The sequence below is a fragment of the Flavonifractor sp. An52 genome (genome assembly GCF_002159385.1).
In the GTDB taxonomy this organism is placed as follows: Bacteria; Bacillota; Clostridia; order Oscillospirales; family Oscillospiraceae; genus Flavonifractor; species Flavonifractor avicola.
In genome coordinates, this window is the sequence record NZ_NFIB01000003.1 from 88,712 (window position 1) to 100,884 (window position 12,173).

At 58.9% G+C, this 12,173-nt stretch carries 13 protein-coding genes and 1 riboswitch; of the genes, 1 reads left to right on the forward strand and 12 read right to left on the reverse strand.

The annotated features are described in order from the left end of the window. Positions 1-36 precede the first annotated feature (36 nt). From B5G06_RS01895 to B5G06_RS01910, 4 genes are all read right to left on the reverse strand, one after another. Entirely contained in the window at positions 37-786 is a 750-nt protein-coding gene (locus B5G06_RS01895; RefSeq protein WP_087187416.1) for a PAQR family membrane homeostasis protein TrhA, read from the reverse strand. Positions 787-1,026: 240 nt separating this feature from the next. Then, positions 1,027-2,037 (reverse strand): tRNA (adenosine(37)-N6)-threonylcarbamoyltransferase complex transferase subunit TsaD, encoded by a 1,011-nt coding sequence (gene tsaD / locus B5G06_RS01900; protein WP_087187417.1) that lies wholly within the window; start codon positions 2,035-2,037, stop codon positions 1,027-1,029. Positions 2,038-2,131: 94 nt separating this feature from the next. After that, positions 2,132-2,698, reverse strand: a complete 567-nt coding sequence (locus B5G06_RS01905) for a hypothetical protein (protein WP_143382692.1) — start codon at positions 2,696-2,698, stop codon at positions 2,132-2,134. Positions 2,699-2,907: 209 nt separating this feature from the next. After that, positions 2,908-3,351: a DUF4234 domain-containing protein gene (locus B5G06_RS01910; RefSeq protein WP_087187419.1), complete on the reverse strand. Its 444-nt coding sequence runs from the start codon at positions 3,349-3,351 to the stop codon at positions 2,908-2,910. A 107-nt stretch (positions 3,352-3,458) separates the two neighbouring features. Here B5G06_RS01910 and B5G06_RS01915 point away from each other — a divergent pair, with 107 nt between their 5' ends. Next, positions 3,459-3,662, forward strand: a complete 204-nt coding sequence (locus B5G06_RS01915) for a helix-turn-helix domain-containing protein (protein ID WP_087187420.1) — start codon at positions 3,459-3,461, stop codon at positions 3,660-3,662. A gap of 62 nt (positions 3,663-3,724) precedes the next feature. Here B5G06_RS01915 and rimI read toward each other — a convergent pair whose 3' ends face one another. From rimI to B5G06_RS01955, 8 genes are all read right to left on the reverse strand, one after another. Continuing rightward, complete coding sequence (gene rimI / locus B5G06_RS01920; RefSeq protein WP_087187421.1) at positions 3,725-4,177, reverse strand: ribosomal protein S18-alanine N-acetyltransferase; 453 nt, start codon at positions 4,175-4,177, stop codon at positions 3,725-3,727. 12 nt (positions 4,178-4,189) lie between these two features. Further along, positions 4,190-4,423, reverse strand: a complete 234-nt coding sequence (locus B5G06_RS01925; RefSeq protein ID WP_087187422.1) for a DUF6199 family natural product biosynthesis protein — start codon at positions 4,421-4,423, stop codon at positions 4,190-4,192. Then, on the reverse strand, positions 4,408-5,022 hold the full coding sequence (locus B5G06_RS01930) for a GNAT family N-acetyltransferase (RefSeq protein ID WP_087187423.1): 615 nt from the start codon (positions 5,020-5,022) through the stop codon (positions 4,408-4,410). Before B5G06_RS01930 ends, B5G06_RS01925 begins: the two co-directional genes overlap by 16 nt. Before the next feature lie 11 nt (positions 5,023-5,033). Beyond that, the gene (gene polA / locus B5G06_RS01935; protein ID WP_087187424.1) at positions 5,034-7,694 is read right to left on the reverse strand and encodes a DNA polymerase I; all 2,661 of its coding nucleotides are present in this window, start codon (positions 7,692-7,694) and stop codon (positions 5,034-5,036) included. A gap of 210 nt (positions 7,695-7,904) precedes the next feature. Continuing rightward, on the reverse strand, positions 7,905-8,558 hold the full coding sequence (locus tag B5G06_RS01940; RefSeq protein ID WP_087187425.1) for a hypothetical protein: 654 nt from the start codon (positions 8,556-8,558) through the stop codon (positions 7,905-7,907). 153 nt (positions 8,559-8,711) lie between these two features. Further along, positions 8,712-8,906: riboswitch (cobalamin riboswitch) on the reverse strand. A 52-nt stretch (positions 8,907-8,958) separates the two neighbouring features. Then, positions 8,959-9,786, reverse strand: coding sequence for a DUF975 family protein (locus B5G06_RS01945; protein WP_087187426.1), 828 nt, complete (start codon positions 9,784-9,786; stop codon positions 8,959-8,961). Between the two features lie 48 nt (positions 9,787-9,834). Next, positions 9,835-11,475, reverse strand: a complete 1,641-nt coding sequence (locus B5G06_RS14565; RefSeq protein ID WP_087187427.1) for a sensor histidine kinase — start codon at positions 11,473-11,475, stop codon at positions 9,835-9,837. 1 nt (position 11,476) lies between these two features. After that, a complete protein-coding gene (locus B5G06_RS01955) occupies positions 11,477-12,148 on the reverse strand; it encodes a response regulator transcription factor (RefSeq protein ID WP_087187428.1) in 672 nt (223 codons plus the stop codon). Positions 12,149-12,173 lie beyond the last annotated feature (25 nt).

Here is a 12,173-nt window from a genome sequence, read left to right on the forward strand (position 1 = left end):
GAAAGCCCCCGGCCAAGCCGGGGGCTTTTGCTTGATTTACAGCGCGGCGATTACCTGATACATCAGCATGAAGTGGAATAGGGAGCCCGCCAGGATAAACACATGGAAGATCTCATGGCAGCCGAACTTGGGGTTATTGCGGCCAGGCCACTTGACGGCGTAGAGTACGCCGCCGATGGTGTAGAGCACGCCGCCACCCAGCACCCAAAACATTCCCGCCCCAGGCAGCACCTGCATCAGGGGCACCAAAGCAATGATGGCCAGCCAGCCCATGGCGATATAGATGCCGGAGGTGAGCCAGCGGGGGGCGGAGAGCCATACCAGGGTGAGCACCAGTCCCGCCAGAGCCAGCCCCCAGATCACACCGAAGAGGCTCCAGCCCCAACCGCCCATTTCCCGCAGGGCTACCAGACACACAGGGGTGTAGCTGCCGGCGATGAGAAAATAGATGGAGGCGTGGTCATACTTCCGCAGGGCGATACGCCCGGCCACGCTGGTATTGATGCAGTGGTACAGGGTGCTGGCGGTATACAGGCCCACCATGCTGATCCCATAGATCAGGAAGGAGACCAGATGCCACACGCTCAGCTCTTCCAGCAGGCAGCGGGCCACCAACAGCACCGTGCCCACGGCAGCCAGTGCTGCACCTATGCCGTGGGTAATGGCCGACCAGGGCCGCAGGCCGTCATAGGGGTCCCGCTCTTGTTTCGCCTTCCGAGCCGGACGGGCCTTGGGATGATAATAGAGGGCGGAAGGGTTGCCTCTTAAAATATTCTCCTGATTCATACCATACACCTGCCATTCTGTCAAAGCTGATAGGAGATATCTTTTCTTCTCTTATAGTATAGTTCCAATCTCATAATATTGTCAACATCAAAAGATAATATAATTTTTAAAATTATATTACAGTTTCTGTACATGATGTCTGTAGCATACCCTTTTCTCCCCCATCCTATCCTCTTTTCAGAAAAGACAGCAAAAAGCGGCGGTTTTTACAAAAAACCGCCGCTTTTGATTCAAATCCAATTAACCTTTTTTAATGTCCCGGGTGGCGTAGGCGTTCAAGTCCATGCCGCCCCGCTTTCCCGCCAGATATTCATAGTAGCCCTGACAGCCGATCATGGCCCCGTTGTCCCCGCACAGAGACAGAGGAGGCAGGAACAGTTTATCGCCGGACTGGCGGCAGGCCGCCTCCAGATCGGCCCGAATACGGGAATTGGCCGCTACGCCTCCCGCCACAGCAATTTTGCCATAGCCGCAGCGCTTGGCCGCCTCCATGGTACGGGGCACCAGGGTATCGCTGACGGCGGCGGCAAAGGAGGCCGCCAGGCCCTTCATGTCCAGTTCTTCCCCCTTCTGAGCAGTGTTGTGGGCCAGATTGAGCACCGCTGTCTTAAGCCCGGAAAAGGACATATCCAGAGGGGCGTCCGCCACATGGGCCCGGGGCAGCTCGTAACGGGTATCATCACCGCCCTGTGCCAGCTTGTCCATAGGAGCGCCGCCAGGATAGCCAATCCCCAGCACCCGGGCCACCTTGTCAAAGCACTCCCCCGCCGCGTCGTCCCGGGTAGCACCCAGGATCTCCATATCAGTGTAGCCCTTTACGTCCACGATCATGGTGTTGCCGCCGGAGACACAGAGACACACAAAGGGGGGCTCCAGGTCGGGGTGGGCGATGTAGTTGGCGGCGATATGGGCCCGGACATGATGGACCGGGATGATGGGCACATTGAGGCCGTAGGCCACCGACTTAGCAAAGTTCACGCCCACCAGCAGGGCGCCAATGAGGCCGGGGGCATAGGTTACCGCCACGGCGTCGATGTCGCTCCGGGTGACCCCCGCCTGTCGGAGGGCCTGGTCGGCCAGCCCGGCGATGGCCTCGATGTGTTTGCGGGAGGCAATCTCAGGCACCACGCCGCCGTAAATGGCGTGCATATCCGCCTGGGAGGCAATGGCGTCGGACAGGACGGTGCGGCCGTCCCGCACCACTGCCACGGCAGTCTCGTCGCAGGAGGATTCAATGGCAAGTATCAGCATAGCAGTTCATCCATTCTTTTACGTTTCGTGAACTACACTTTAACGCAAAACGGTGGAACAGTCAACCGTTTGTTGCCGTTCCACCGTTTTGCCCTTATCCCAGCGCACGATACAGAAAACCGCTCTCCAGCAGGCCACACAGCAGCAGGAGTAGCAGCAGTTGGGCAAAAAAGACCTCCTGCAGCACCTCGCCCACCGGATTTTGGTCAAGAAAGGAGCTCAGAACTTTGGCTGCCGGATTTCCGGTCAGCTTTGCCGCCGTGGCGATCAGCTTGGCGAGGGGCGCCAACGCCATCACAAACATGGCTACCAGGACTGTTTTCCCGAAAATAAGCCAAATTTCCTGCGGCAGAACTCCGTTCAGATATCTGATGAGGAAAAAGGCTGCCGCTCCCGCCCCCACACAGGTTATGTATCGCAAAAGCCACGGCACCAGCCGTGCCGCAAAGCCCACCACAGAGCCAATTGTGCCAGGCAAACCGGAGGCCCAATTCATCCATCCATTCAGCTCCGATTCTAACATCTCCTCCAGCGTCAGCAGGATATCACATAGGAGCAGAAGCAGAAATAAACCGGCTATGGCCCAGTCCATACTTCCGTCAAAGAGAAGGGAGGGTGTAAAGTCCGATGGTCCCTGGCAGGCCTGGATGATATACCCCATAAAGGGTACCTGTTGGGCCCAGGCCGGGTCCGGTGAGACAGACAGCGTCTGACACAAAATCGCGCCTCCGAAGGGGAGCATGGCCGCCCAGGCCAGCGCTCCGCCCACACAGACACCCAGAGTCTGCTTCAGCTTTCCGGAAGCAAAAATCCCCACCAGACAGAGCAGCAGCACTACCAGCATCCACGGCCGCTGAACCACATACTCCATCACAGACTCGCCTGATTATAACTCTTGGCCAACAGATTCATAGCCCGCAGGATCTTCCAGAGATAGACCAAAGGCCCAATCAAAATGATGGCGCCCAAGACCCCCCACAGCCAGAAGCTGCCCGGCGTCAGACAGACCTCCAGTCCACGGCGCTGCAATTCCTTCTGGACCCGCCCGCAAAAACGGTGGTTCCAGAACAGATATCCAAGGCCGAAGGTAATTGGGCCCACGATGAAAAAGAGCAGCCAATAGCTCATGGTCTTTTTCCCATCGTAGCGGCTGGCAATGGTATTGATGTTGTGCCCAAAGCAGGCATACAAATAGATTCCGTATATTCCAAAGGTAATAACAGACAATAAGATGCAGGACAGCAGATGGTAATTGTCCTTTAATCGGTAGACTGCCCTATCAGGCTGAGGCTTGTTTGTCGTCTCCATCGACATGATATTTCCTCCTCAATCATTTTTTTACAGTAACGACGTCGTGTGCCTCACATTATACTCAATATATTGAGTATAGTCAAGCAAAAAAGAAGTGCTATAATGAGCCCATGATAAGCTATGCGCCTTTTTATGAGACGCTTTTGCGTCAAAACGTAACTGAATATCAGTTGATCTTCAAGCATGGCATTTCTGCAAATACGCTTCACCGGATGAAGCATGGATGTACCATTACGCTTAAGACACTGGACACCCTCTGTTTTATCTTGAACTGTCCGGTTCAGGACATTATCGAGTATGTCCCTGATGAGTGAAGCGCCCGTTTGACGATAAAAAAATCTGCCCAGGATGATCCTGGGCAGATTTTTTATCTGCTTCAATTTTGGGGCTTAAACTCCACCGTCATCAACAGGGCATCCTCATGCTCCTCCCGGTAGTAGTTTTTCCGGCGGCCCACCGTCTGAAAGCCCAGCTTTTCATACAGGGCAATGGCGGGAGCATTGCTCTCCCGCACCTCCAGGGTAAGGAAAGCCAGATGGGCCTGTCCCAGACGCAGGTAGGCCTTCAGAATCTCCTCTGCCACGCCCTGACGGCGGTAGGCCGGAGCCACTGCGATCTTCTCCAGGGTACCCTCGTCCAGCACGGCCCGCACCTCCCCGTAGCCCAGCACGGTGCCGTCCTCCCCCTCGGCCACCACCAGGGAGATCATATCGTTATACAGCTCCTGCTCCAGCAGGGCCTCCGACCAGGGGTGGGAAAAGCACTCCCGCTCGATGGCCGCCACCTGGCTCAGGTGGGACTTGTCCATAGGGACCAGTTTATAATTCACAGTATCCGCTCCTTAAAACGCCAAACTGCAGATCAGTTCAACCAGCAGAAACAGCAGGATTCCAACACCCAGCAGGAGAAACAGCACGCCCGCCAGTCGTGTCACCGTGAGATACCAGTCAGATGGCTCTCCGCCTATGGTATCCAGAAAATGTTCCAGCTTCCAGCAGAGTTCCGGCTTGGCCAGCATAAAAATACCCAGGGCAATGCAGGCCAACGCAGCCAGGCACATCAGCAAACGCTCCATTCCGTCTCTCCTTTCTCCATCCACGCCGGCGGGCCGGGCGGCAGCTCATCCGGCCCCAGCGGTACCTTTACATCGGTGCGGACGGGGCCGTAAATAGCCTTATGCAGGGCCATCACCGGGGCCAGATCGGCAGGACGTTCCGGCAAAAAGGTGGTAAAGCGCATCCCGCAGGTGGCCATATCGTAGGCAGGAATCAAACCGCACCGCTCATAGAAGGCCAGGCGGCGGCGACGGAGCGCATTCTCCGCCGGGTCGTCCCCCTCCACCGGCCGCTCCGCCTCAATGAGCAGCAGGGACTTCCCCGCCAGCCGCTCCGCCAGCATCCGGACAATCTGACTGCCCAGGCCTCCATTCCGCCGGGCGGCGGTCACCCCCAGATAGTCCAGCAGAATACAGCTTTTATCCCCGGGTTCCATCCAAAGGGTGGCGTAGCCCAGCAGGGTCTCACCGTCAAAGAGGCCCCACACCTCATAGCGTCCCTGGTCCATCAGGGCCTTGATGTCCGCCAAAGGCTTACACTCATTGGGCGGAAAGGCCTGGGTCAGTTCCTGGTCATACCAGTCTCGCAGTGCGCCGCCGGTCACAGGACGCAATTCCATAACTGCTCCTTTCAGCCTTTGGCCTCCGCCCAGCTCTTCCCGGCATGAGCCTCGGCAATGAGAGGCAGGGCCAGCTGCACCACCTGCTCCATCTCGTTCTCCAGCAGAGCCTTGACCCGGTCGGTCTCCCCTTCCGGGCACTCCACGATGAGTTCGTCGTGGACCTGGAGGATAAGCCGGGCCTCCAGCCCCTCGGAGCGCAGCTTGTCCGCCACCCGGATCATAGCCAGCTTGATGATATCGGCGGCGGTACCCTGGATGGGCATATTCAGGGCCACGCGCTCCCCGAAGGAGCGCATATTGAAGTTGGAGGATTTCAGCTCGGGCAGCCACCGGCGGCGGCCCATGAGGGTGGACACATAGCCGTCTGCCTTGGCCTGCTCCACCACCTGGGTCATATAGGCGTGGACACCGGAGTATTTCTCAAAATATTTCTCCATATACTCCTTGGCTTCCGCCCGGGTGACCCCGATGTCCTGGGACAGGGAGAAGTCGGAGATACCGTAGACGATACCGAAGTTCACCGCCTTGGCCCGGCGGCGCATCTCGTGGGTCACATCTTCAGGAGCCACTCCGAACACCTGGGAGGCGGTAACGGTGTGGATGTCCTCCCCGGAGCGGAAGGCGGATATCATATGTTCGTCTCCTGCGATGTGGGCCAGCAACCGCAGCTCGATCTGGGAGTAGTCGGCGTCCACCAGCATCTTCCCCGCCGGGGCCACAAACATCTTCCGCAGCTCCGCCCCCAGTTCGGTGCGGACGGGGATGTTTTGCAGGTTGGGCTCGGTGGAACTGAGACGCCCGGTGGCGGTGACGGTGTTCTGGAAGGAGGTGTGAATGCGCCCGTCGGCGGCGATCACCTTGGTGAGCCCGTCCACATAGGTGGACTTCAGTTTGGCCAGCTGACGGTAGTCCAGCACCGCCTCCACAATGGGGTGCTTGTCCCGCAGCTTTTCCAGCACCTCGGCGTTGGTGGAGTAGCCGGTCTTGGTCTTTTTCACCGGGGGCAGGCCCAGTTTGTCAAAGAGGATCTTGCCGAACTGCTGAGTGGAATTGATGTTGAACTGCTCCCCCGCCAGTTCGTAGATCAGGGCCTCATCGGCCTGAATCCGCTCATCCAGCATCTGGCCAAAGGCGGTGAGGGCGTTCCGATCCACCAGCACCCCGGCGTGTTCCATCTCCGCCAGCACCGGGCACAGGGGGAGCTCCACCTCATAGTACAGCTTATCCATACCCAGCTCCGTGAGCCGGGGGGCCATAGCCTCCTTCAACGCGCCGATAAGGGCGCAGTGGGAGAACAAGGCACCCAGCACCGTTGCCTGATCGGCCAGAGGGGTAAAGGCATCCTTGGCCAGGTAGGTATCCTTGGCCTTGGCATACTCATGGTTGAACCACCGCATACCCAAAGTCTCCAGCTCGTAGCTGCCGTCGGTGGGAGCCAGCAGATAGGCCGCCAGAGCCGTATCAAAGACAAAGCCGCCTCCCTCGATGCCCTCGTCCAGCAGCCGGGACAGCAGGGTTTTCACATCGTGGGTGTTCTTCTTGATGTCAGGAGCAAAGAGGGCTTTCAAAACGCTGTTATACCCCTCCAGCTGGTCAGCCCGGAGAATGGCGGCGTGGCTATCCTGCTCACTCTCCCAGTGCTCCACCACAACCACGTCCAGAGAGGGCAGGGCCAGCACATCCACGCTGTCCTTCTGCCGCCAGATGGACAACAGCTCCTCTGCCCGGTTCAAATCGGTGACATCTTCGCTGGTGCAGGTGCCGGTAAACTGTTCCTCCTGCTGCACCTCCCCCTGAGGAGCGCTGAGGCCCAGCTTGTCGATGAGCTTATTGAACTCCAGCTTGAGGAAAAGCTCGTACAGGACGGCGGCATTGGGTTCCTTCCGCAGGTTGGCCTCGGGGGTGAAGTCGATGGGGGCATCGCAGTGGATGAGGGCCAGGTCGTAGGACATTTTAGCCTGGTCTGCCCCTTCGGTCAGTTTCTTAAGCACGGCAGGCTTGGCCTCTACGCTTTCCAGATCCTGATAAATGGCTTCCACGCTGTGGTAGCGCTGGATCAGGTCCATGGCGGTCTTTTCACCGATCCCCTTGACACCGGGGATGTTATCGCTGGTATCCCCCATCAGGGCCTTCAGGTCCACCATGTGGATGGGATCAAAGCCGTAGGCCTCCCGGAAGGCCTCGGGGGTCATCTCCTTGGTGGTGGTCTGGCCCATGCGGGTGGACACCAGCTTCACCCGGGTGGTATCGGTGACCAGCTGGAGGGAGTCCTTGTCGCCGGTGACGATGACGGTATTCCACCCGGCGGCGGTATCCTTCACCGAGATGGTACCGATGAGGTCGTCGGCCTCCCAGCCATCCATCTCATAGCGAGGGATGTTCATGGCCTCCAGCACCCGCTTCAGGATGGGCAGCTGAGCCGCCAGTTCTTCCGGCATTCCCTTCCGCTGGGCCTTGTAGCCCTCATAGGCCAGGTGGCGGAAGGTGGGGGCCTTCCGGTCAAAGGTGACACACAGGGCGTCGGGCTGTTCCTCGTCTATCAGCTTGAGCAGGATATTCACGAAGCCATAGACAGCGTTGGTGGGGGTGCCGTCCTTGGTGGTGAGCAGCTTGATGCCGTAAAAGGCACGGTTGATGATGGAATTGCCGTCAATGACCATAAGCTTCATGAAAGGACCTCCTGCTGTCCGGCACACCGGACATAAAATCTCAGGTTATAGTATACCAGCTTTCTCCGTCCCATACAAGAGAAACGCCCGCCGGGTCACCTCACAATGGTGACCGCTATGCGTGCCGAGGCCAAATACCCCTCGGCAGAAGCCAGCAGGATATAGATCCTTCTGAGACGGCGGTATCAGGAAGGTCCTTCCCCTCCGGCTTCAGGCATGGCTAACATTCCGCGCCCAATAACGCCGCATATGCCGGCGCACAGACTTGCTCAGCGCAGGAATGCCCAGCAATTCCAGTCCGGTCTGCCAGGTGCAGCCCACTTGTCTGAACAATACATCCAGCTCCCCGGGCAGCTCCTCCCGGCAGGGAGGCTGACCTGTCCGCCGGACCGCCGCGCAGTACTCCCCCAGTGTTTGTCGGGCGTCCTCATCCAGGCATACGCCCCGGGACGCGCACCGCTTCAGGAAGGGCAGGGTGTCCACCCGCTCGGGCCAGTCCGCCGGCCACATCCGCTCTGCCGCCTGCTGGCGGCTCCTGCCCCGGGCCCGCCAACAGGCATGATGGAGGGAACCAAAGCGCTTTTCCAGATACCAGCGGTAGACGCACAGCAGCCGCTCCGGACGGGGCGAACCATTGCGCCCCTCCATGGTCTCCACCAGTGACTCCAATAGTTCTTCGTCGGAAAAGCTGGTATACACCTGTCTGCCAATGGGACATTCCGGGGAAAAATAGAGGGTAAGATCTCCATCCAGCTGCTGAGATAATCCGGGCGTATCGGTCATCTCCTCCTCCAGTTCCGCCAGCCACTGGCGATATTCATTCAATTCCCGCTGGGACAATCTGTTCTTTCCGGTCCGTTCCATAGCTTTACTACCTCCCTGCCGCTGCAAATGGATTCCGGCGGGGACATCCATGGCCCAGGCCATAGCAAAAGAAAAGAGTTTCCCGGACGGGAAACTCTTTTTTCATCAGCTCAAATGCCTGTGCTGTCACGCGCCATTTCCCCGCCGAATATGCGCGTTACCGTCGCGGCTGGCTGGTCTCCTGGCTTGGATTCAACCTTACGCCCGTCTTCCCATCCGTACCCGGACAGTGACCTTATGAGCGCTCGTCATCCTTACAGTAGAGAGGGCTGCTGCGGACTTGCACCGCATTCCCATTGAAAGCTCCGCCCCTGAGGACGGACAGCTACCAACCGCTGATTGGATTCAGTTGTTGTTTCTATTATATCATCTTCGTCCGAAAATACAATGCCTACTTTGGTTACATCCCGCCGTAAGGTCCGTTCCACCCGCCGGGCTGAGGCCGCTGAGGAAAGGCTCCATACACCACCCAGTTATAAAAATTGGCATTGGCCGCCCCCATATAGGGGCCGATCCACAGGCTCAGAATACCCAGGGTGAAGGGAGACAAAATCAGCCATCCCAGGAAGGACAGGTCCTGTACGAACAGTGCCATGATATTGCCCCGCATGGCGTGGCGGCTGTGGCCAATGGCCTCCAGGGCGCCCATCTCCGGGTGGTCCAGCAGAAAGTAGACCGCCAGCCGGTAACGATAGGATATGGCAATCATCCAAACCAGCATGATCAAAGCGCCGACAAGGATCAGGGTGACGCTGTGCATTAGATAGGCCAGGAACACAAAGCCCACATAGACCGCCATACCGATGAGCCCCCACAGGAACACAAACAGGGCCGACAGGAAATTCACAGCCAGTGCCCGTCCTATCGTATAAAAGCCATCCAGCAGATTTCGGTAGCTGGGACCTTCCCGCCGGGTCAATCGCAGGCTATAGGAGGTATATCCGTAATCCATCACCCAGCTATAGAGCGCCAGCAGCAGCTCCATGACCAGAATCACCGCAATGCGCTGGGGGGTAAAGATGGCGGTCAGGATCTCTTCCACTTCATAGCTGGTCTCTGTCAGATAAAAATAGGCAGCCTGAAAAGGCTCAGATACAAAATTCAGCACCACACTGCTCAGTACACCGGTCAGCAGCACATACACCAGCGTCACCAGCATGGGGTGGGGATAGGCCCCCCGCATGGCATCCCGTGCCAGCCACTTGGACTCAGGACGGTTATATCCCATGGTACTCCCTCACAATCGTTTCTACCTTGTTGAGGAAATGATACCACATCATGTTTCCGATTGCAACCCGGGCAGCACCACCGTAAAGGTCACGCCCCCCGTCCGGTTGACCGCCCAGCAGCGGCCTCCATGGGCCTCCACCGCCGCCCGGACAATGGCCAGGCCCAAACCGGTACCTCCGTCCGCCCGGCTGCGGCCCTCATCCCCCCGGTAGAAGGGCTCGAACAGGCGGTCCAGATGTTTTTGCGGGATGACGGGGCCGTCATTGTCCACGGTCAGCGTGATCCGCCGTCCCTTTTGGGCCAGGGCAATGGTCACCGCGCCGCCGGGGGTGCAGTGGCGCAGGGCATTGTCCGCCAGATTGTCCACCACTTCCTCCAACCGCAGCCGGTCCCCCAGCATGGATGCCGGGGCCAGTTGAGTACGCAGTTCAATGTTCTTTTCCTCCGCCAGCAGGGACAGCCGTGCAGCACCATTCTCCACCAGCGCGGCCAGATCCAGGGGCTCCCGCTCCACCTTGCCGCCGCTCTCCAGCCGGGCCAGGTCCATCAGGCTCCCCACCAGGGCCGCCATCCGGTCGCTCTCAGCCACTACGGTGTCCAGGTACTGGCCCCGCTTGGCGGGGTCGATGTCCTCCCGCAGGGCCTCGGCATGGGTGCGCAGCACCGCCAGAGGAGTCTTGAGTTCATGGGCCGCCCCCCGGACGAAGGCCCGTTCCCGCCGGATGGCCCGACTCTCCAGCCAGGCGGTGAACAGCGCCAGGGCCACCGCCGCCCCCAGGGTACTCAGGGCAAGGGGACCCAACCCATAGAAATAATAAGTATCAGGCAGCTGATAGGTGGTGGCAAGGGTCATCTCTTCGCACGGGGTCATCATGGTCACTCCATCCCCCAGGGCGATGCTTCCACCGTGTTCCTCCCAATATAACTCCAGCTGGTCCAATTTCTCTTCCATGGCCTGGTACGCTTCCAGCCGGGCCTCCGGCCCGCCTGCCCCTACCAAGGCGGCGTAGATCTGCACATCAAAGGCTTGATATTCTTCCAGTTCCTTTCCCTGGAAAAAACCACTTTTCGACTCCATCAGGGTGACAGGGCCGTCAGCAAACTTCAGTACCACCTTCTGTGGATAGATCACAGCCCCATCCCGCCAGCCGGTGACCACCACTCCCTCAAAGCTGTCCTGCTCCGGGTTGCCGTAGGGTTCCGACCCGGTGAGCCAGGGGTGTTCCTCCAGAATGCGGGCCGCCGCCACCTGCTCCTCGTCCGTCATCACCGGGTCAAAGAGCAGATCATAATCCTCAAAATGCACGGTATCTCCCGGCGGATACACGGTGATCGAGGCCGTGAGCAGCTGGCTCTGACCCAGCAGGCTCCCCTCCTTGTCATAGGCCCGACTCACCAGCTGTCCCCCATAGCGGCCCAGCAGATAGGTATTCCGGCTCAGCAGTATGTCTGCCCGCTCCGGGTCCCAGGTCCCGAAGTACACCACCCCGGTATGCGTCCCCGGCGACCAGGTCAGCTGGCTGTTGCGCTGGAATCCCATACGATATTCATTCATGCGCCGGGAGACATCTTCCCGGCTCCACTGGCTGTTCCGCCAGACGGCGGCCCCCATGACCGCCCCCCACAGCAGCAGAAAGATCACTGACATCAGCACAAAACGTTTCAGCAGGAGCCGTCCATTCTTCATGTCAGTCCCCCTCCATTCGATACCCTGTTTTGAACACCGTCCTAATCTGTTTCCCGGCAGTCCCCAGAGCGGAGCGCAGACTCTTGATGCGTACGTCTACCGCCCGCTGGCCTCCCTCGAAGTCGATGCCCCACACCTTGTCCAGCAGCCGGTCCCGGCTGAGCACCTGACCTTTGTTGCGGATGAGGCAGAGCAGCAGGTCATATTCCCGCTTGGTCAGGCTTACCGGCTTCCCCGCTGCGGTGCAGGTATGTCCAGCAAGGTCCACGGCAATGGCTCCGCATCTCAAGATCTCACTATCTCCCGCTCCCCGGCTGCGGCGGATCACCGCCTTTGTCTTGGCCAGCAATACCGCCAGGGAGAAGGGTTTGGTCACATAGTCATCCGCGCCCAGGGCGTACCCCTGAAGCACATCCTCTTCACTGCCCAGAGCGGTAAGGAAGAGGATGGGCATCCGGCTCTTGGCGCGTACCACCCGGCAGACCGAAAAGCCGTCCAGGTTTGGCATGAGCACGTCCAGCAGCATGGCATCGTAGTCGTGGTCCCGCAGCAGGTCCAGGGCCTCCTCCCCGTCCCGGGCCAGATCGCAGTCCAGACCGTGAGCAGTAAAGTAGTCCCGAATAATATCACGGATACGGGCCTCGTCCTCCACCACCAGAATATGGTCCGCCATGGCTCCCCTCTCCTTTCATTCACAG

Coding starts and splice junctions, on each gene's coding strand:
- B5G06_RS01895 (WP_087187416.1), bottom strand. CDS start 786: ATGAATCAGGAGAATATTTTAAGAGGCAACCCTTCCGCCCTCTATTAT.
- tsaD (WP_087187417.1), bottom strand. CDS start 2,037: ATGCTGATACTTGCCATTGAATCCTCCTGCGACGAGACTGCCGTGGCA.
- B5G06_RS01905 (WP_143382692.1), bottom strand. CDS start 2,698: ATGGGGTATATCATCCAGGCCTGCCAGGGACCATCGGACTTTACACCC.
- B5G06_RS01910 (WP_087187419.1), bottom strand. CDS start 3,351: ATGTCGATGGAGACGACAAACAAGCCTCAGCCTGATAGGGCAGTCTAC.
- B5G06_RS01915 (WP_087187420.1), top strand. CDS start 3,459: ATGATAAGCTATGCGCCTTTTTATGAGACGCTTTTGCGTCAAAACGTA.
- B5G06_RS01925 (WP_087187422.1), bottom strand. CDS start 4,423: ATGGAGCGTTTGCTGATGTGCCTGGCTGCGTTGGCCTGCATTGCCCTG.
- B5G06_RS01930 (WP_087187423.1), bottom strand. CDS start 5,022: ATGGAATTGCGTCCTGTGACCGGCGGCGCACTGCGAGACTGGTATGAC.
- polA (WP_087187424.1), bottom strand. CDS start 7,694: ATGAAGCTTATGGTCATTGACGGCAATTCCATCATCAACCGTGCCTTT.
- B5G06_RS01940 (WP_087187425.1), bottom strand. CDS start 8,558: ATGGAACGGACCGGAAAGAACAGATTGTCCCAGCGGGAATTGAATGAA.
- B5G06_RS01945 (WP_087187426.1), bottom strand. CDS start 9,786: ATGGGATATAACCGTCCTGAGTCCAAGTGGCTGGCACGGGATGCCATG.
- B5G06_RS14565 (WP_087187427.1), bottom strand. CDS start 11,475: ATGAAGAATGGACGGCTCCTGCTGAAACGTTTTGTGCTGATGTCAGTG.
- B5G06_RS01955 (WP_087187428.1), bottom strand. CDS start 12,148: ATGGCGGACCATATTCTGGTGGTGGAGGACGAGGCCCGTATCCGTGAT.